Origin of the sequence: Halogeometricum limi (assembly GCF_900115785.1) — an archaeon.
Lineage (GTDB): Archaea > Halobacteriota > Halobacteria > Halobacteriales > Haloferacaceae > Halogeometricum > Halogeometricum limi.
The window spans coordinates 231,798-251,135 of record NZ_FOYS01000004.1 but is presented as its reverse complement, the minus strand read 5'-3'; the positions used below and the strand labels follow the sequence as shown (position 1 = coordinate 251,135).

General features: G+C 66.4%; 18 protein-coding genes and 1 tRNA gene. 12 read left to right on the top strand and 7 right to left on the bottom strand.

What is annotated here, in order from left to right:
• Window positions 1–46: 46 nt before the first annotated feature.
• Window positions 47–131 (bottom strand) — tRNA-Leu (locus BM282_RS13165).
• Window positions 132–278: 147 nt separating this feature from the next.
• Here BM282_RS13165 and BM282_RS13160 point away from each other — a divergent pair.
• On the top strand, window positions 279–839 hold the full coding sequence (locus tag BM282_RS13160; RefSeq protein ID WP_089881837.1) for a DUF420 domain-containing protein: 561 nt from the start codon (window positions 279–281) through the stop codon (window positions 837–839).
• Window positions 840–929: 90 nt separating this feature from the next.
• Here BM282_RS13160 and BM282_RS13155 read toward each other — a convergent pair whose 3' ends face one another.
• From BM282_RS13155 to BM282_RS13135, 5 genes are all read right to left on the bottom strand, one after another.
• The gene (locus BM282_RS13155) at window positions 930–1,226 is read right to left on the bottom strand and encodes a HalOD1 output domain-containing protein (protein WP_281244797.1); all 297 of its coding nucleotides are present in this window, start codon (window positions 1,224–1,226) and stop codon (window positions 930–932) included.
• Window positions 1,227–1,336: 110 nt separating this feature from the next.
• Window positions 1,337–3,940: a PAS domain-containing protein gene (locus BM282_RS13150; protein WP_089881833.1), complete on the bottom strand. Its 2,604-nt coding sequence runs from the start codon at window positions 3,938–3,940 to the stop codon at window positions 1,337–1,339.
• An 87-nt stretch (window positions 3,941–4,027) separates the two neighbouring features.
• Window positions 4,028–5,581, bottom strand: a complete 1,554-nt coding sequence (gene purF / locus BM282_RS13145; protein WP_089881831.1) for an amidophosphoribosyltransferase — start codon at window positions 5,579–5,581, stop codon at window positions 4,028–4,030.
• Between the two features lie 303 nt (window positions 5,582–5,884).
• Window positions 5,885–6,061, bottom strand: a complete 177-nt coding sequence (locus BM282_RS13140; RefSeq protein WP_089881829.1) for a 50S ribosomal protein L37e — start codon at window positions 6,059–6,061, stop codon at window positions 5,885–5,887.
• Window positions 6,058–6,291, bottom strand: a complete 234-nt coding sequence (locus BM282_RS13135) for an LSM domain-containing protein (protein ID WP_089881827.1) — start codon at window positions 6,289–6,291, stop codon at window positions 6,058–6,060. The genes BM282_RS13140 and BM282_RS13135 overlap by 4 nt, the downstream gene beginning before the upstream one ends.
• Window positions 6,292–6,660: 369 nt before the next feature.
• Here BM282_RS13135 and BM282_RS13130 point away from each other — a divergent pair, with 369 nt between their 5' ends.
• The 6 genes from BM282_RS13130 (at window position 6,661) to BM282_RS13105 (ending at window position 13,264) form a co-directional block, all read left to right on the top strand.
• On the top strand, window positions 6,661–8,013 hold the full coding sequence (locus tag BM282_RS13130; protein ID WP_089881825.1) for a ribonuclease J: 1,353 nt from the start codon (window positions 6,661–6,663) through the stop codon (window positions 8,011–8,013).
• A 1-nt stretch (window position 8,014) separates the two neighbouring features.
• Window positions 8,015–9,061 carry a geranylfarnesyl diphosphate synthase gene (idsA3, locus tag BM282_RS13125; RefSeq protein WP_089881823.1) on the top strand — a complete coding sequence of 349 codons (1,047 nt, stop codon included), beginning with the start codon at window positions 8,015–8,017 and terminating at the stop codon, window positions 9,059–9,061.
• A gap of 194 nt (window positions 9,062–9,255) precedes the next feature.
• Window positions 9,256–10,992, top strand: a complete 1,737-nt coding sequence (locus BM282_RS13120) for a glutamate--tRNA ligase (protein WP_089881822.1) — start codon at window positions 9,256–9,258, stop codon at window positions 10,990–10,992.
• Window positions 10,993–11,009: 17 nt separating this feature from the next.
• Complete coding sequence (locus BM282_RS13115) at window positions 11,010–11,642, top strand: cyclase family protein (RefSeq protein ID WP_089881821.1); 633 nt, start codon at window positions 11,010–11,012, stop codon at window positions 11,640–11,642.
• A gap of 391 nt (window positions 11,643–12,033) precedes the next feature.
• Window positions 12,034–12,246 carry a hypothetical protein gene (locus BM282_RS13110; protein WP_089881819.1) on the top strand — a complete coding sequence of 71 codons (213 nt, stop codon included), beginning with the start codon at window positions 12,034–12,036 and terminating at the stop codon, window positions 12,244–12,246.
• 283 nt (window positions 12,247–12,529) lie between these two features.
• Window positions 12,530–13,264 carry a hypothetical protein gene (locus BM282_RS13105; RefSeq protein ID WP_245758364.1) on the top strand — a complete coding sequence of 245 codons (735 nt, stop codon included), beginning with the start codon at window positions 12,530–12,532 and terminating at the stop codon, window positions 13,262–13,264.
• 387 nt (window positions 13,265–13,651) lie between these two features.
• On the opposite strand, the gene BM282_RS13095 is transcribed toward BM282_RS13105, so the two are convergent.
• On the bottom strand, window positions 13,652–14,131 hold the full coding sequence (locus BM282_RS13095) for a DUF456 domain-containing protein (RefSeq protein ID WP_089881813.1): 480 nt from the start codon (window positions 14,129–14,131) through the stop codon (window positions 13,652–13,654).
• A gap of 83 nt (window positions 14,132–14,214) precedes the next feature.
• Between BM282_RS13095 and BM282_RS13090 the strand changes: the two genes are divergently transcribed.
• The 5 genes from BM282_RS13090 (at window position 14,215) to BM282_RS13070 (ending at window position 19,306) form a co-directional block, all read left to right on the top strand.
• Window positions 14,215–14,544: a 4Fe-4S dicluster domain-containing protein gene (locus tag BM282_RS13090; protein ID WP_089881811.1), complete on the top strand. Its 330-nt coding sequence runs from the start codon at window positions 14,215–14,217 to the stop codon at window positions 14,542–14,544.
• Window positions 14,545–14,617: 73 nt separating this feature from the next.
• Window positions 14,618–15,487 carry an electron transfer flavoprotein subunit beta/FixA family protein gene (locus tag BM282_RS13085; RefSeq protein WP_089881810.1) on the top strand — a complete coding sequence of 290 codons (870 nt, stop codon included), beginning with the start codon at window positions 14,618–14,620 and terminating at the stop codon, window positions 15,485–15,487.
• Between the two features lie 2 nt (window positions 15,488–15,489).
• The gene (locus tag BM282_RS13080; RefSeq protein WP_089881808.1) at window positions 15,490–17,262 is read left to right on the top strand and encodes an electron transfer flavoprotein subunit alpha/FixB family protein; all 1,773 of its coding nucleotides are present in this window, start codon (window positions 15,490–15,492) and stop codon (window positions 17,260–17,262) included.
• The gene (locus BM282_RS13075; protein WP_089881805.1) at window positions 17,259–18,926 is read left to right on the top strand and encodes an FAD-dependent monooxygenase; all 1,668 of its coding nucleotides are present in this window, start codon (window positions 17,259–17,261) and stop codon (window positions 18,924–18,926) included. The genes BM282_RS13080 and BM282_RS13075 overlap by 4 nt, the downstream gene beginning before the upstream one ends.
• Window positions 18,926–19,306, top strand: a complete 381-nt coding sequence (locus BM282_RS13070; RefSeq protein ID WP_245758363.1) for a hypothetical protein — start codon at window positions 18,926–18,928, stop codon at window positions 19,304–19,306. Before BM282_RS13075 ends, BM282_RS13070 begins: the two co-directional genes overlap by 1 nt.
• The last annotated feature ends 32 nt before the right edge of the window (window positions 19,307–19,338 follow it).

The following is a 19,338-nucleotide window of genomic DNA, read 5'->3' as shown; positions in this document are numbered from 1 at the left end:
GACTGTGGTCGCCTCGGTACGGTGGTCGGTTCGACCACCCTTGCGATGCGTGGGACCGGATTTGAACCGGCGGACTCCTACGAGACAGCGCCCTCAACGCTGCGCCGTTGGCCTGGCTTGGCTACCCACGCTCGCTGTGTCTTGTTGCACTCCTTCGTTATCCGGGGTAATTTAAATGAGTTTCCTTTCGCCAGTGTCGTGTCGGGCGTTCGCAGTCGCCACTGTCGCGCCGTCGGTCTGTCGGCATCGTTTTGCCCGTCCGGACTCCCTCTCCGGACATGGAACTTCGTGTTCGAGACCACGTTCCCGGCGTCGCGGCGCTTTTGAGTCTGGTCTCTCTCGCACTCGTCTTCGGTGCGGTTCTGGGCTACATCCCGCAGTCGGTGTTCCCGCGCGCCTCTCCGGCGGTACTCACCGCCGTTCCGCACGTCAACGCGGTGTTGAGTACGACGGCTATCGTCACCATCGTCCTCGGCGTCCGCGCCATCCGACGCGGCGACGTGGCGCGACACCGCGCGTTCATGCTCACGACGCTCGGACTGTTCGTCGCCTTCCTCGTCCTCTACCTCTACAAAGTCGTTCTGGAGGGGACGACGGCGTTCCCCGGCCCCGACGTCGTGTACCGGTTCGTCTATCTGCCGACGTTGGCCGTGCACATCCTCCTCGCCGTCGCGTGCATCCCGCTGTTGTACTACGTTCTCCTCTTGGCGCTCACGCGTCCGGTCGCGGACATCTACGACACGCGGCACAGACTGGTCGGGCGCGTCGCCGCGTCGCTGTGGCTCGTCTCGTTCGTTCTCGGCGACGTGGTGTACGTCCTGCTGTATCTCGTGTACTGAAAGAACGGTCGCAGAGCGCCGACGGGGAGCGCGGTATCTCGCACGGTGACCGGTGGGACCGAACCCGCCGGCGTCCCGCGGTGTCTCGGGTCAGTCTTCTGGGTGCCTCCACACCGTGACGCGGTCGGGGGTGACCCGAACGTCGAAGTCACGGTAGCCGAAGTCGACCGCGAGCGTCCGGGGTGTCTCGTCGTGCGAGACGAACAGCGCGTCGATGGCTTCGGGGTCGACGACGTGGTACAGCGGGTCGAGCCGCTCCGGCTCGACTCCGCAGGCCCGTGACAACGCGCGGACGACGGCCATACAAACCGGCTGTTGCGGCTCCCCGCGGAGTGCTACCTCTTCGACGAGTTCCGCCGACCGCCTGCCGTCGCGTTGATGTATCATCGTCAGTCGTCGTCGGGTCGTCCCGATTCGGTATCGACAACCGTCTCTCGCGTGCTAGTCGTCTCATTCTCGTGGTTGTGCTGTCCACCCCTTCGTCGAGGAGGGGTTGCTTACACAACCCCCCGGTCAACGAGCCGCTCGAACAACTTCCGTTCGACCGTTCTGAGGTGCTTGTGGAACGCCGTCGCGGAGATGCCCAGTTCGTCGGCGAGCTGTTCGCCGGTGTGGCGTCGCGGCGACTCGAAGTAGCCCCCGCGGACGGCCGTGATGAACACCTCGTACTGTCGGGTGGTGAGTTCCCCGAGCGTGTCGCCCGACGCCGTCGCGCCCGCCGCCGAGCGTTTCGAGACGAGGCGCGTGTCGGGGTAGACTATCGACATGACGTCGGCGAGTGCGCGACTGTCCGTCGCCTCGGACGCGAGGAACGTCGCGAGGGCCGCCGTCGGCGTCGACTCGAGCGACTTCAACACCGCGCCCTGCGCCGCGATTTCGCGGTAGGCGTGCGAGGCGACGATGGATGCCTCGACGCGGAGATTCGTGCCTTCGACTCGCGTCACGGTCACCGAGTCGATGGACGCCATCTCGGCGGCGGCGGCGCGAATCTCCGCCTCGGTGCAGTCGGGGACGGAGAGCGTCGTGACGATGTGGCCGCCGACGAATCGGGAGGCGCCGTCGAGACGGAGCGACCGGTCGAGTCGCCGCGCGAGGGCCAACGGCGGGAAGCCGGGGTCCGTCACCTCGAACGTCAACTCGACGGGGCCTCGCGAGAGGAACGACGCCGTCCGTTCGACGGCACCGATGGCGAACGCGACGAACGCGGCGAGCGTCTCGAACAGTTCGACGGCGTCCGCGTCGAACTGGTTCGCCTCGCCCGCGTAGAGCGAGATGACGCCGTAGTCACGCGTGTGGTGCGTGAGCGGGACGCTCACGACCGACCGGAACCCGCGCGCCGTCGCGTCGCGCCGCCACGGTTCGTCGTCGACGCCCGCCCACACGTCGTGGACGACGACGGTACGTCCATCGGCCGCCGCACGGACTGCCGGTTCGCCGGTCCAGTCGGAGGCCGAATCGAGGTACGCGACGGCGTCTCCGCTCCACGACCGAGGGACGACTCGGCCCGTCGGAGTTCGTTCGCCGACCCACGCGAAGTCCACGCCCTCGTGGTCCGAGAGGCGCGCGCAGAGGAGTTCGTTCACCTCTTCGCGAGAGTCCGCGGAGACGACCGCCGAGATGACGTCGGTGTAGACGTCCAAGTACCGGTCGAGCGACTCGTGCGAACGCCGGTGTTCGGTCAGTTCGGTCGTCTGCGACGACAGTATCCGTTCGCTGTCGAGGCGCGCGAACGACGCCACCGCGTCGTTCGCGAGGGCGCGAACCACCTCCGTCGCGTCCGTCGCCGACGCCGCGTCCGACCCGCAGACGAGAACGCCGTAGGGGCCGAGCGACACCCAGACGGTCGCCGCGAACGGCGGGTCGTCCGCGTCCGCCTCGGTGCGCGTCTCGCGGTCGGCGAACACCGACCACGCCGTCCGGTCACCAGCGGCGCCGGTCTGCCCGATTGCGGCGTACGCCCGCCGCGCACCGCCAGCGAAGACGGTCGGAACGAGGTAGTTCGCCGACTCCTCCGGCCGCCACACCGCCGCGCCTTCGAACCCCAACCCCTCGACTGCCGCGTCGGCGACGACGCGCGCGACGGTGGCCGCGTCCGACGCGGAGAGCAACTCCCGCGCCGTCTCGGTGAGCGTCCGTACCTGTCGTTCGTGCCGCCGTCGTTCGGTCACGTCGCGGACGATGCCCACCGTTCCTCGGTACTCCCCGTCGTCGAACAGGGCCGAGACGCGCGTCTCGACGGGGAGGGGACTCCCGTCCGCGTGCCGCAGGTCCGTCTCGAAGACGACGGGCGTCTCGCTGCCCGCGGCGACCGACTCACGGGTGGCCACCGCGCGTTCCCGTTCGCTGGAGTCGAAGAGCAACCCGGCCCCCACTTGGCCGATGAGTTCCTCGCGGTCGTAGCCGGTCATCTCTAGGTAGCCGTCGTTCAGCCAGCGTATCCGTCCCTCCGCGTCCGTCGCGTAGACGCCGTCGCTCACGACGCTCAGGATGGTATGAAGCTCTCTGGACTCCCGTTCGTTCTCTCTCACCTCGGTCACGTCGCGGACGAGAACCGTCAGTCCAGTCGCCGAGGGGAAGATACTCGTCGCGAACCAGCGGTCCAACGGTTCGTAGTACGCTTCGAGTTCGACCGGTCGCTGGTCCTCCATCGCGCGGTGCGCCGCCTCGTAGATGGCCGTCTCCTCCGCGTCGACGACGAAGTCCCAGAAGTGACCGCCGACGAACTCGCGCAACTCGGCTCTCCGGTGCGCTTCGTACTCGTCGGAGTCGCTCGTCTCCGGTGAGTACGAGTCGGTCGCGCCCCGCCTGCGATAGTAGTTGCAAATCCGGTCGTTCGCGTAGGTGACGGTCCACTCGCTATCGAGGGCGAAGATGCCGTCGGTGACGCGGTTGAGCACTTCCGGTGGGGGGACGAGGCCGTTCGGGACGGTGGCCCGCGGCGCCACGACGGCGTCGACGTTCGAGACGGTCCCCGGCGGCCCTTCGACGACGGTCACGCCGCGCGGTTCGAGACGCGACGCCGTGGACCGCCGCCACGCCTCCCTCCCGACGAGAAGGACGCGAAACTCGTCCGGTTCGGAAGGAGACGATTCGGAGTTCATAGCGTTCTTACGTCTCGAACGGACATAAACAGCGCATCGTCTGACAGGTAGTCGGAACGAACGCGTCGCGCCGGCGAGCGTCGGTCCTCAGTCGTCCGCCGTCGCGGTGTCGTCGCCGATGAACGGACGTTCGACGGCTCTGTCGGTCGTCTCGCCGTCGATGTCGTAGGGGTACTCGCCCGTCACACAGCCGAGACAGAGGTCCAGTCGAGACTCGCCCAGCACGTCGGCGATGGCGTCGATAGAGAGGTACGAGAGGCTATCGGCGCCTATCTCGTCGCGAATCTCCTCGGTGGTCTTGTCGGCGGCGATGAGTTCCTCCCTGGTCGCCATGTCGATGCCCATGTAACACGGCGCGACGATGGGTGGCGCGCCGATGCGGACGTGGACCTCCTCCGCGCCGGCGTCGCGGACGAGTTGGACGAGTTGGCGGGAGGTGGTGCCGCGGACGATGCTGTCGTCGATGATGGTGACCGAGCGACCCTCGATAGTGCTCTTTATCGGGTTGAGTTTGAGTCGAACGGCCCGTTCGCGTTCGTCCTGCGTCGGCATGATGAACGTCCGCCCGACGTAGCGGTTCTTCATCAGCCCCTCCGCGAACTCGACGCTGTCGTCGCCGTCGCGCGGTTCGCCGTCGGGCGTCGTCTCGTTGGCCGCCTCGGCGTAGCCGGAGGCGAACGCGCGACCGGAGTCGGGGACGGGCATGACGACGTCGGACTCGATGCCGGACTCCTCCCAGAGCTTTCGGCCGAGGCCGCGGCGCGCCTCGTAGACGAGCGTCTCGTCGATGACGGAGTCGGGCCGGGCGAAGTAGACGTGTTCGAAGAAACAGTGGGCGGTGTTGTCGCGTTCGACGAGTTGGTAGGAGTCGAAGCCGGAGCCGTCCGGTTCGAGGACGACGAGTTCGCCCGGTCGCACGTCGCGGACGAGTTCGCCGTCGAGGGTGTCGATGGCCGCGGACTCCGAGGCGACGACGTAGCCGTCGTCGAGTTCGCCGATGCAGAGCGGTCGGTTCCCCTCGGGGTCGCGGACGGCTAGCACCGTCTCGTCGTGCATGATGGTCAGCGAGTACGACCCGTGGATGCGCTGCATCGTGCGCTTGACCGCGCGGACGAGGTCCTCTTCGAGGAGGTTCCGCGCGAGGTCGTGGGCGATGACCTCGGTGTCGCCCTCGGACGTGAACGCGTGGCCGAGGTCTTCGAGTTCGTCGCGAATCTCGTCGGCGTTGACGAGGTTGCCGTTGTGCGCGAGGCCGAGCGACCCCGACTTGAAGGAGACGGAGAACGGTTGCGCACAGCAGGAGTTCAGCCCGCCCGAGGTGGGGTAGCGGACGTGGCCGATGCCCGTCGACCCCGCCAGCGAGTCGAGGTTCCCCTCGTCGAACACGTCGCCGACGAGGCCCACTTCGACGTGGCTGTGCTGTTGGAACCCGTCGTGGGTGACGATTCCCGCCGACTCCTGCCCGCGGTGTTGGAGAGCGTACAGCGAGTAGTACAGGGGCCGCGCGGCGGCGCGGTCCGCGAGGGCGACGCCGACGACGCCGCATTTCTCCGTCGGACCCGAGAGGTCTTCGGCTGTCGGTTGCTGTCGGCCGGCGTCCCGTCCGGGTGTGGGGGTCTGAGCGTCCCGCCCGTCTGACATAGGAGAAGGTACGGAAGCCGAGCGGTAAAAAACCCGTCCTTGTGTGTTCTTTGCCGGGTTCGACACGCTAAGATGCACACGATTGTGTATATTCTCGTCGCGAACCTCCGGACGACGGACGGTCCGTTCGCCCTCGACGCATCGACGGCGTCGGTGTCACGAGAGCGCTCTCACGCCGTGGACGAAGCGGGGAGCGGAGGGAGATGGGGGAGACGAAACGCAGACGAGACGAGAGACGAACGAGGAGAGCGGCACCGCTGGGACGCGAGGAGAGTGAGAGAAGATTCGGTTCGCAGGGGAGACTCAGTTGTCGCCCGCTTTCGACTGCCACTCGTAGCCGCGGCGTTTGGCGGATTTGCCAAAGCCACAGGACGAGCACTGCTTCTTCTTCACGTGGTAGGACTTCTCTCCGCAGCGACGACACTTCACGTGCGTCGTCTTGTTCTTCTTTCCTTGGCTCGGGGTTCCTGCTCCCGTCATGCTTTGATGGTCACGACGTTATCGCCGCGTATAATGGTTGTGTCTTCCACTGGCGTCACTTCTATCTCTCCGAGGATGGCCTCCTCTTCCTCCGCGGGAGCTTCGAGTACGACGTTCATGTGCTGGTCGTAGCCCGCCAGCGTCCCGTGGTACGAACTGCCGTCTTTCAGGTTGACAGTCACGGATTCGTCTAGCGAGGCCTCGAGTACGTCGAGGGGTCGTCCGCTCATGGACACAACGCATCGGGTTTCGGTATTAAATGTGCCGAACGGACGGCCGATTTCTGTGAGTCACACACATCCTCACACCGTCGCGTCCGCTCTCGCCGTTCTCGACGTTGGCGAACGCGCGCGGCACCGCGCCGCGACTAACCCACGTAGTTTTTAATACCCCAGTGTGTAGCCTCATCTACCGATACACCCGCGGGTAAGTGTGGCGGCCGGAATCGCCACACGCGGGGCCGACGACCGACGTGCTGTAAGATGCCGGGGCCGTTCAGTCCCGTGACGTGACTCGCCGTGAGACGGCGGGTCGGGAACCGGCGGGGCGTTTCAGTGAGCACCCGCGCCACAGTTGTGGCTTTCAATGCTCGGAAAACCATGGAAATCGAAATTGCAACCATAGGCGGATACGAAGAAGTCGGTCGCCAGATGACCGCGGTCCGCGCAGGCGACGACGTCGTCGTCTTCGACATGGGCCTGAACCTCAGCCAGGTCCTCATCCACGACAACGTGGAGACCGAAAAGATGCACAGCCTCGACCTCATCGACATGGGCGCTATCCCGGACGACCGGGTCATGTCCGACCTCGAAGGGGACGTCAAAGCAATCGTGCCGACGCACGGCCACCTCGACCACATCGGCGCCATCTCGAAACTGGCGCACCGATACGACGCGCCGGTCGTCGCCTCCCCGTTCACCATCGAACTGGTCAAACAGCAGGTCGAAGGCGAGAACAAGTTCAACGTCAACAACGACCTCGTGAAGATGAGTGCGGGCGAGACGATGTCCATCGGCGACTCCGGACAGGTCGAACTCGAGTTCGTCCACGTCACCCACTCCATCATCGACGCCATCAACCCCGTCCTCCACACGCCGGAAGGGGCCATCGTCTACGGTCTCGACAAGCGCATGGACCACTCGCCGGTCATCGAGGACCCCATCGACATGCAGCGGTTCCGCGAGATTGGCCGCGAGGGTAACGGCGTCCTCGCCTACATCGAGGACTGTACGAACGCCGGGCGCAAGGGCCGCACGCCCTCCGAGTCCGTCGCGCGCAAGCACCTCGAAGACACCATCCGTTCCATCGAGGACTACGACGGCGGCATCGTCGCCACGACGTTCTCCTCGCACGTCTCCCGCGTCTCCTCCATCGTCGAGTTCGCCAAAGACATCGGTCGCCAACCCGTCCTCCTCGGACGCTCGATGGAGAAGTACTCGGGCACCGCAGAGCGACTCGGCTTCGTGGACTTCCCCGACGACGTGGGGATGTACGGCCACCGTAAGTCCGTCGACCGCACGTTCAAGCGCATCATGAAGGAGGGCAAAGAGAACTTCCTGCCCATCGTCACCGGCCATCAGGGAGAGCCTCGCGCGATGCTCACCCGCATGGGCCGCGGCGAGACGCCGTACGAAATCGAGGACGGCGACAAGGTCATCTTCTCGGCCCGGGTCATCCCGGAACCGACGAACGAGGGGCAGCGCTACCAGTCCGAGCGTCTCCTGAAGATGCAGGGCGCGCGCATCTACGACGAGATTCACGTGTCGGGCCACCTCCGCGAGGAGGGGCACTACCAGATGCTCGACGCACTGCAGCCGCAACACGTCATCCCGGCCCACCAGAACCTCAAAGGGTTCTCGCCGTACGTGGACCTCTGCGAGTCGCAGGGGTACGCGTTGGGTCGTGACCTCCACGTCACGCGGAACGGCAACATGATTCAGCTGGTGGAGTGAGATGAGTTCGGAAGCGACGGAGGAGCGAGTACTCGAGGCGGTCAGAGCGCGGCGTGAACTCGTCAACGACGCGTTGGACGAGGACGTCCCGATGGCGGAGCCGACCCGTCTGTACGAGGCGACGCGGTATCTCCTACAGGCCGGCGGGAAGCGACTCCGCCCGACGGTGGCGTTGCTCACCGCCGAGGCACTCGCAGACGTCGACCCCTTGACGGAAGACTACCGCTCGTTCCCGTCGCTCGACGGCACGAGCATCGACGTGATGGCCGCCGCCGCGAGTATCGAGGTCATCCAGTCGTTCACGCTCATCCACGACGACATCATGGACGACGACGACCTCCGTCGCGGCGTCCCCGCGGTCCACAAGGAGTACGACACCGAGACGGCCATCCTCGCGGGCGACACGCTCTACGCGAAGGCGTTCGAGTTGATGACCGGCACGGGGGCGGACCCCGCCGACGGCCTCGAAGCCGTCCGATTGCTCGCGACGACCTGTACGCGCATCTGCGAGGGACAGGCCGTCGACATCGAGTTCGAACAGCGAACCGAGGTGCTCCCCGAGGAGTACCTGGAGATGGTCGAACTGAAGACCGCCGTGCTCTACGGCGCGGCGGCGTCCATCACGGCGACGCTGATGGGAGCGGACGAGGAGATAATCGAGGCGCTCTACCGCTACGGAATCGACTCCGGCTGTGCGTTCCAGATACAGGACGACGTGCTCGACCTGACCGTCTCCTCGGAGCGACTCGGCAAACAGCGAGGCTCGGACCTCGTCGAGAACAAAGAGACGCTCATCACGCTTCACGCCCGCCAACAGGGCGTCGACGTGGACGGCCTCGTCGCCGCCGACACGGTCAGCGAGGTCACCGAGGCGGACGTCGAAGCCGCCGTCGCCGAACTCGACGACGCCGGGTCCATCGACTACGCTCGCGAGAAGGCACAGGACCTCACCGACCGCGCGAAACGCCACCTCGAAGTCCTCCCGGACAACGAGGCCCGGTCGCTGTTAGAGGACATCGCGGACTACCTCATCACTCGCGGTTACTGACGCCGTCGGTTCGGCGCGTCGCGCGCCGTCCGTGCGGTCTCTCGTCCGAAACACCGATACACACCGCAGAAAGCGTTTTACGTCTCGACTGACAATTGCTAACGTACCCCTACCCGTGCGCCCGTACGGTGGGCACGGCGGAGGTGTGCCCGAATCCGGGCTTGTTTTCACTCGGCGTGCGGAACGAGAGGGTAATGGACGACGAGTTACGAGAGCGCGTCGAGCGCGAGGCGGAGAAGCACGCCCTCCTCAACGCGGTCAAGTACGAGAGCGACGCCGACGTTGGGGCGGTCATGGGGCCGCTCATGGGCGAGAACCCCGAGTTCCGACCCCACGGCGGCGAGATTCCGGGCGTCATCGGCGGCGTCGTGAGTCGCGTCAACGGCCTCTCCACGGAAGAGAAGCGGGCGCGACTCGAAGAGTTGGCTCCCGAGGAACTGGCCGAGATGGAGGCCGAAGACGAAGGAGACGACCAGGTCCTGCCCGACTTGCCGAACGCCGACGACTACGACGAGGTGCGGATGCGCGCCGCGCCGAACCCGAACGGTCCGTGGCACATCGGCCACGCGCGGATGCCGGCCGTCATCGGCACGTACAAAGACCTCTACGACGGGTCGTTCGTCCTCCGTTACGACGACACCGACCCCGAGACGAAGCGACCGGACCTGGAGGCGTACGACGCCATCCTCGAAGACGTCCACTATCTCGGCTTCGAACCGGACGAGGTCATCACGGCCTCCGACCGGATGGAGACGTACTACGACCACGCTCGCGAGGTCATCGAGATGGGCGGCGCGTACACCTGTTCGTGCTCCGGCGAGGCGTTCTCGGAGTTGAAGAACGCCGGCGAACCGTGTCCGCACCGCGGCAAGGACGTAGAGACGACGCGCGAGGAGTTCGAGGCGATGGTCGACGGGGAGTACTCCTCCGGCGAGATGGTGCTCCGAATCAAGACGGACATCGAGCACAAGAACCCCGCGCTGCGCGATTGGGTGGCGTTCCGGATGGTCGACACTCCCCACCCGCGTCCCGAGGCCGAGGACTACCGCGCGTGGCCGATGCTCGACTTCCAGTCCGGCGTCGACGACCACCTCACGGGCGTCACGCACATCATCCGCGGCATCGACCTGCAGGACTCCGCGAAGCGCCAGCAGTTCCTCTACGACTACTTCGGCTGGGACTACCCCGAAGTCGTCCACTGGGGCCACGTGCAGGTGGACGCCTACGACGTGAAGATGTCTACCTCGACGCTCAAAGAGAAGATAGACGCGGGCGAACTCGACGGCTGGGACGACCCGCGCGCCCCGACGCTGAAGAGCCTCCGTCGCCGCGGTATCCGCGGGTCGGCCGTCGTCGACGCGATGCTCGAACTCGGCACCTCCACCTCGGACGTGGACCTGTCGATGTCGGCCATCTACGCGAACAACCGCGACATCGTCGACGACGAGTCGGACCGCTACTTCTTCGTCCGCGACGGAGAGCGGTTCGCCGTCGAGGGGGGACCGGACGCGGGCCACCCCGCACTCCACCCGGACCACGAGGAACGCGGCGACCGGACCGTCCCCGTGACGGGCGGCGTCGTCGTCGAACCCGACGACGTGCCGGCGGAGGGCGACCGAACCTGGCTGAAGGGGTACGGATGCGTCCGCCGAGAGGGCGACGCCCTCGTCCACACCGACGACAGCATCGAAGTCGTCCGGTCGGGCGACGTGGACGTGGTTCACTGGGCCCCCGCCGAGGACAACGTCACCGTTCGGATGCGGACGATGGAAGGCGACGTGACGGGCGTGGCCGAACCCGACTTCGCCGACACCGACGCGGACGACGTGGTGCAGTTCGAGCGCCTCGGCTTCGTCAGGGTCGACGGGCACGACGGCGACTCGCGAGACGCGGACGGCGACGAGTCGGTCGTCTACTGGGCGCACAAGTAGGCCCGGGGGAACGACCGATGACACGTCTCGTCGACCTCACGCGCTCGGTCGAGTCCGGGATGCCTACCTACCCCGGCGACCCCGCCGTCTCGGTAGCGCCGCACGCGACGCAGGAGTCCGACGGCTACCGCGTCTCGCGTCTCGAACTCGGCACGCACACCGGAACCCACGTCGACGCCCCGGCGCACACCGAAAGCGAGGGCGACTCGCTGGGCGCGTTCGACGCGGACGAGTTCCGGTTCGACGCTCGCGTCGTGGACTGTCGCGGCGTCGGCGCGAACGAGGCCATCGGTCCCGACGCGGTTCCGGAACCGAACGACGCGGCGGACACAGACGAGATGCTCGTCTTCCGGACGGGATGGGCCGAGAAGTGGGGGTCAGACGAGATGTTCGCGCATCCCTCCCTCGCACCGGAGACGGCCGAGCGATGCGCCGAACGAGACTTTCACGTCGGTATCGACGCGCTCAGTCCGGACCCAACGGACGGCGACGGAGGCGTTCCAGCACACCACGCACTCCTCGGGGCGGGACTGCTGATAGTCGAGAATCTGACGAACCTCGACGCGGTGCCCGACCGGTTCGAGTTGCTGGTGCTTCCGCTGAAGGTAGATGCGGACGGCGCGCCGGTACGGGCCGTCGCGAGAATATAGTCCTTCATCAAACGACTGCAAATCCGAGGCTGCTTGGAATACGAACTCGATGGAGGGCCAGCCTGGGTCGTTCTCGTCGATGTAGTCCGACGCACCTTCGAATCAGAGCACACCCTGTGTGGGTGTCCCACGGACACCGACACGAACGTCGCACATCAATATAATTTTACTTTCTTCGGCTCTGTTGAAACCCTCAACTGTTGATAGTTTGTTGAGGCCGCTGCTTGAATATAGCGCGCGAGTCGGTCAGACGGGTCGGCCCAACGTCACAGTACTCGAATCGAGTCAGACTGGAAGACTCCGTTTGTGACCCCCGCGAACCACACAACAGCCTTCAGCCCCACTACAGCGGAAGCACAAGGGCTATCTCCGTTTCTGGCGTCCAGAGGGCATGGGTTACAACGTTCGGAAGGCGCTCCAGAGTCCCGGCGAGCGTCTCGTTCTCGCCAACGTACTCGTCTGGGGTGTACTCATCATCGGGATTGCGTACGTCCTCCGGGGAACCCCGGACGCCGGAATCCTCGTCATCCTCGCTTCGGGAGCGGCCGCCACCAGCATCTCGCTCGTATCGCCACGGCTGAGACGCGACGGTCGTACCGATTGAGTGGTCGACGACTCCACGAGCCGAGCGCCGCAGCGCTACTGTGAGCTATCCCGATCTGTTCGCGGTGGCGGCAGTTCTCTCTCACCACCGAGCGGACGTGCGTCTCGCAGGACTTCCGTGGGTGGTTCAGCGACCGCTCCTGCGTGTGTTCGCCGGCATCGCGACGATGCTCGGTCGGAATCCACTCGCGTAGTCCACTGGCCGCTCGCGCTCCATCGTGGGGGAGAACCGTGTACGACAGGGCTATCTCCTCCGGCGGTAATGTCACCACGACAGAAACCGAATGGCAGCAACGACCGGTCAAGTAGGGGAGAGCATCGAGCAGTCGCCCACGGTGGGCCGCTGGAACTATCTGACGGTGGGCGGCCTTGCCGCGCTGACCGAGGCGGCCATCTACGTGGCCGGAATCGCGTACTTCCTCGTCGTCCTCGACTTCGCGAGCGTCACCGGGGCGCTCCAGCAGGTCGAGTTGTTCGCCGCGAACGAGACGACGCTGTCCGCGATGTACCTGCTCATCTACGTGGTCTTCGGCATCGTACTGGTGGCGCTCGTGCTGACGCTCCACGAGCGCCTCGCGGCCGGGGCACCGATGCTGATGCGAGCGACGACCGCGTTCGGGCTCATCTGGGCCGGGCTCGTCATCGCCAGTGGGATGGTCGCCACCCTCGCGACGGACGTCGTCGTCGACCTCTACAGCACCGACCCGACGCAGGCGACGACGGTCTGGTTGGCGGTCAGTCCGGTCATCGACGGGCTGGGCGGCGGCAACGAGATCGTCGGCGGCCTCTGGACGCTACTCGTGAGCGTGGTCGCGCTCCGGACGCGGGCGCTCCACCGGCTGGTGAACTATCTCGGGCTCGTGGTCGGAGGTGCAGGCATCCTCTCGGCGATTCCAGCGCTCGGTGAGATCGGCGGTGGCGTCTTCGGGCTGACCCAGATCGTCTGGTTCGTCGCGCTCGGCGTCCTCCTGTTACGCGCAGGCCGTCGCGAAGCCTCCGCGCACCTTCGCAGGGAGTGACTCGACTGACGGTCGCGTGAGATAGGTACGGACGAGTTGCTGAACACGCCCTCTGTATCTCGCACGTGGATTCTGTCAGTTCCGGATGATTTCAACAGAGCCCTTTCTTCATATCTAGTGTCGTCCGTGGGAACCGCTCCGCGCATCACTAACCTCTCGGCTATCGAGCCAGAGAGTTTCAAATTCAGGAACACGCAGTTCCTCGAAGATACGTCTCTCGTATACGACGGGTATGGGGAGTATGAGGCCACTCGGCGGAATATCTGGAGCACACGTAATCACGGCTTACGCCGTCATCTCCGGGAGTTCCCTACCGATGTGCCTCTCGTCGAACAGTGCGCCTTCTAGATGCACGCCGTCGTCGGACGACTTCTGAGGAGAGTTTCCTCAGAAGAACACCGCGAGGAGGAGGACGACGAGCATCGCACCCGTCAGCAGTACCTGCATCACCGTCGAGGCGAGGACGCCCACGGTGGCGTAGAAGGCGACTCGAGCGCTCGCCTCGGCGTCGTCGTTGCGGTAGAACTCGGCGAGGAAGACCGTCGCGGCGATGCCCAGCAGGAAGCCGACCGGACCGGTGACGACGAGGAGGACGAGGCCCACGACGACGGCCAGACCCGTCGTGACCGCGGAGGCGCCGCCCGCCCGCGCCGCGATGGCTCCGCCGAAGTAGTCGATGGCGACGGTGAACAGGCCGACGAAGACGAGGGCGGCGAGGACGGGCAGCGAGGGGTCCGTATAGCCCGTCGACCACCAGTAGAGGAACACGCCGGAGAGCGACAGCAGTGCGCCCGGGAGGAGGGGAACGACGGTGCCGACGACGCCGAGGACGGCGAGGGCGATGGCGACGAGAGCGAGAACGTCCATGGCCGTCGTTCGCCCCCGGCGCGGAAATATCGTGTGCCCGCCGGTGCCGTAGGTTTAAGCGAACTCGTGGTCATCTTCGGGGTATGCCGATAGACCCGAACTTCGAGACGAACCGCGAACCGGTCGACGAGAACGAGGGCGTGACCGTCTGGGGACCGGTCGACCCGCCGGAGAAACTCGGTATCCACGGGACGCACGTCGCCGTCGACTTCGACATCTGCATCGGCGACGGTGCGTGCCTCGAAGACTGCCCCGTCGACGTGTTCTCGTGGGTGGACACGCCCGACCACCCCGAGTCCGAGGTGAAAGTCGAACCCGCCCGTGAAGACCAGTGTATCGACTGTATGCTCTGCGTTGACGTCTGTCCCGTCGACGCCATCGACGTCGACCCCGGCCGCGCAGGGCGCGTCTGACGACCGACGCTCATTCTTTCCAGAATAATCGTTAAGGAACTGTCGCCCGACTCCGGTACGTGGGGAGTCAACGATGCACACACTCGTCCTGACGAAGGGTGTCCCCGACTTTCGAGAGGGTAAGGTCTCGTTCGACGAGAACGGCCACCTCGAACGCGGGAAGACACCGACGGTGATGAACCCGAACGACGCGCACGCGCTTCAAGCGGCGTTGCAGACGCGCGTTCGACACGACGGCCGCGTCTCGGTGATGAGCATGGGGCCGCCGGGGTACAAAGAGGTGCTTCAGGAGGCGATGGCCTCGGCGTACGCCGACGACCTCTACCTCGTTTCGGACCGCGAGATGGCCGCCGCCGACACGTGGGCGACGGCCATCACGCTCAGCGCCGCCATCGAGGAACTCGGCGTCCCGGACCTCGTGTTCGCGGGGTTCAAGACGGCCGACGGGGAGACCGGCCACACCGGTCCGCAGACCTGCTGGTGTCTGGATATGCCGATGATAACGCACGCTGTCGCCCTCGACGTCGACGAGAAGGCGGGTCGCGTCCGCGCACGGCGTCTCGTCGAGGGTGACATCGCGGAGGTGGAGACGGTGGAGACGGACCTCCCGGCGTTCGTCGTCGTCGACCCCGAGTTCGAACCCTCCTATCGGACGGCGCGAGACCGACTCACGCTGAAGCAACTCCGCGCGACGGCGCGGGAGCGAGCGGAGTCGTACGAGGACGTACTGACGGTCTGGGACCACGCGGACGTCAACGTCGACCCCGACTACATCGGGCTTGACGGGTCGCCGACCATCGTCTCCTCGGTCGACCCCATCCCCAAACCGCCAGCAGAGCGCGAGGCGACGATGGTCGACCCGGCGAACGAGGCGGAGATGCGGGCGGTGTTGGACGCGATGCGACCGTTCGCCTCCGACGCCGCGGCCGCGGGGGGTGACTGAGCGTGGCACTCGACCCGACTGAGTACGACATCTCCGAACTGGGACCGAAGATAAAGGACGTCGAGGACCCCGACGAACTTCGCGAGATTCTGGAGACCGAACGGGCCGGCGAGAACCGCCCCGCCGTCGTCGCCCTCGTCGAGAGTCGCATCGAGAAGTTCACCGAGGACGACGACGCCGACGCGGGCGAGATAACCCTCGACTCCATGTCGGCCGCCGAAGTCGGCAACGCCCTCCAGAACCTCGACGACCCGGCGGAACTCGAACGGCTCCTCGAAGAGGAAGAGTCCGGACAGGACCGCGGCGCGGTGAAGCGTCTCGTCCAGCGACGACTCGACGCCGTGCAGGGTAGCGAGGACGAGGACGGCGAGGCGGCCGAAATCGACGACCGCTCGCCGGAGGAACGCCACCCGGACCTCTCGCACCCGACGCGTGACAAGCGACACGTTCGGTCCCTCAGGGACGGACGCTACCGCGACATGTGGGTGTACTGCGAGACGCAGGCGGGCGAACTCGTCTCGGTGTCGAAGGAGATGCTCGGTAAGGCCCGCGAGTTGATGGACGACTACAACGGCCGCTACGGCGGCGAGGGAGACGGTACGGACGGTGACGTCGGTGCGGACGGAGACACCGGGGGCGACGAACGCGTCGTGGCGGTTCTCGTCGGCGACGACGTGCAGAAGCACGCCGAGGAGGTACTCGCACTCGGCGCGGACGTGGCCGTCGTTCACGACGACCCGCGACTCGCGCGCTTCCAGCACAAACCGTACACCGAAATCGTCTGCGACATGGCCCGCGCCGGCGCGACGCACGAGGGCGGGGACGTCGTCGGCGGCCGCGAGGAGGCGTGGCGCGACTACGACAAACCGCGCTACTTCCTCTTCCCGGCGACGAACAACGGGCGCGACCTGTCCGCACTCGTCCAGGCGGAACTGGACTCGGGACTCGCGAGCGACTGCTCGGGGCTCTACATCGACGAGGAGGTCATCTCGAACCCGGTGAAGACCGGTTCGGCGGGGTCGAAGCGGACGTTCGAGCGCGTCCTGCACATGAAGCGGCCGGACTTCTCGGGGTTCGAGTACTCGACCATCCTCTGTCTGGACAACCCCCGACGCGAGTTCCACCCGCAGGGAGCGTCGGTCATCCCCGGGAGTTTCGACGTGCCGGACCCGGACCCAGAACGCGAGGGCGTCGTCGTCGAACACGAACTCGACCTGCCCGACGACTGGTTCCGCGTCAGCGTCGGCGACTACGAACGACTGGACGAGGGGGTCGACCTCTCGGGTCACGACGTGGTCGTCGCCGTCGGACGCGGCATCGGCGCGGACCCGACGCGCGGGATGGAGTTGGCGCTGGAACTCGCCGACGCGTTCGACGACGCCGCCGTCGGCGTCTCGCGCGGTATCGTCACGGGGTCATACTCGTTCGACCCGCACGTAGAGGAGTACACGCACGAGGACCGCCAGATAGGCGAGACCGGACAGGTCGTCGCGCCGAAACTGTACGTCGCGGCGGGCATCTCCGGGGCGGTCCAGCACAAGGTCGGCATGGACGAGTCCGAGACCATCGTCGCCGTCAACACCGACCCGGAGGCCCGAATCCGCGACTTCTCGGACTTCTTCGTCGAGGGCGACCTGTTCGAGGTGCTCCCGCGTCTGACCGAGTCGGTTCGCGCGGGGACGTTCGCGTTCGGGACGGCGACGGAGGAGGCGGCGACGGACGGCGGCGCGAGAGCGGGCGATAGCAGGCGGCGAGAGGGAGGTGACAAGGAATGACCGAACACGAACACTACGAAGCGGTCGTCGTCGGCGCGGGACCCGGCGGGGCCGCCGCGGCGGCGACGCTGGCGCGATACGGAATCGAGACGCTGGTACTCGAACGCGGCGTCGAAGCGGGGTCGAAGAACGTCTCGGGCGGACTCATCTACGCCGAACAGTCCGCGCCGGTGACCGTCGACGACCTGTTCCCCGACTTCCGCGAGGAGGCCGCGGAGCGACCGGTGACGCGGTACTACCTCCACAACGTCGCGGGCGACCGGGTGGAGACGTTCGACCTCGGGCGACTCCACGACCACGACACCGAGTGGGCCGACGCCGTTCTCCGCCGGAAGATGGACTCGTGGCTCGAATCGCAGGTCCACGAGATGACCAGCGAGACGGGCGGCGGACTGCTCACGGGCATCCGCGCGAACGGCCTCCTCAGAGGCGACGACGGCGAGATACGCGGCGTCACGACGGACGAACTCGACCCCATCGAGGCGGACGTGGTCATCGCCGCCGACGGCGTCGCCTCGGAGTTGGCGCGCGACGCCGGACTGATGGACTGGGAGGACCCCGGACAGTGGTTCCAGGGCGTCAAAGCCGTCGTCGACATGCCCGCGGAGACCATAAACGACCGGTTCGCTCTGAGCGAGGACGAGGGGGCCGCGCATCTGTTCTCGGGCGACCTGTTCAGCGACGTTCGCGGCGGCGGATTCCTCTACACGAACCGCGATTCGCTCTCCGTCGGGACCGTCTTCCACCTCGACAGTCTCGTGGCCGAGGAGGCGGAACCGCACCAACTGCTCGACGCACTGCTGACGCACCCGCTCTTGGCGCAGTGGATAGGCGAGGACTACCGCGAACGCGAGTACGCGGCGAAGCTCGTCCCCGACTCGAAGAAGGTGGCGTTGCGGGAACCGCACGCCGGACGACTGCTGGTCGTCGGCGACGCCGCCGGACAGATGCAGGCGCAAGGTCCCATCATCAAGGGGATGAACCACGCCGTCACCGCGGGCGCACTCGCCGCCGAGGCGTACGCGCAGGCGAAGGGACGCGGCAAGCCGGACAGGGCAGGGAGACTCTACGCGAAGAAACTCCGCGAGGAGGGCGTGATGGACAAACTCCGGCCCCGCGGCTACGACCTGGTTCGAACGGTCGGCGAACGCGACGACGTGACCGAGGTGGTCGACTCGCTTCTGACCTCCCGCCTCGGACGCCTCGGCGTCCGGGCACTCGGCGGGAACCTCGAACGACTGTACGGGTCGCCGCGGTTGGCCGCGATAGTTCCGGACACGCGAACCCCGTACGTGACGCTCCCGACGGTCATCGCGGAGGAGTTGGGGACGCGCGTGACGGAGACGAGTCGGGTCGAACCGCCGAGTCTGGAGGAGCGTATCGGCGAGTTGACGTACGACACCGACGTGGGCAACCCCCACATCGTCCTCGTGGACGACTCCTACGAGGCGAGTGGGGCGGCCATCACGGCCTGTCCGGTCAGCGCGAAGGGCTTCGGCGGCGGCTGTTACCGCGAGGAACTGGTCCGAACGAACGGCCACGAGGAACGCCTCGTCAGCCTCGACACGCAACCCTGCGTGGAGTGCGGGACGTGCGCCGTCGTCGCCGACACCGAGTGGCACCACCCAAGCGGCGGCAAGGGCGTCGTCTTCGACGAGGGATGATGGCGGAGACACACGCGCACTCCTCGTACTACGAGGAGATTCGGTCGTTGGCGGCCGCGGCGCGGGAGGAGCGACGGCGCTTCGAGTCGCCCGACGAGGACGAACGGGAGGAACGCGCGCTGTCGTACGTCCGCCGCGGTGTCGCGCCGGTGACGGGCGTCTACCTCGAAGGCCACACCGGCGGGCGAAACGTGCGGTTCTCGGCGACGGAACTCGAACTGCTTCACCGCGCGCTGAACGACTGGCTGACGCTGTACGCGCGGTGCTACGGGGTTCGGGTCGACCCGGACGCGACGGTTCGGACGGCCGCGGAGGTGCTCCTCCAGACGCACAGCGCACGCGACGTCGCCCGTCTCTTGACCGACACGCCGTCGGGATAACGTCTCTCAGCCGGATTTTCTTACCTTCACGA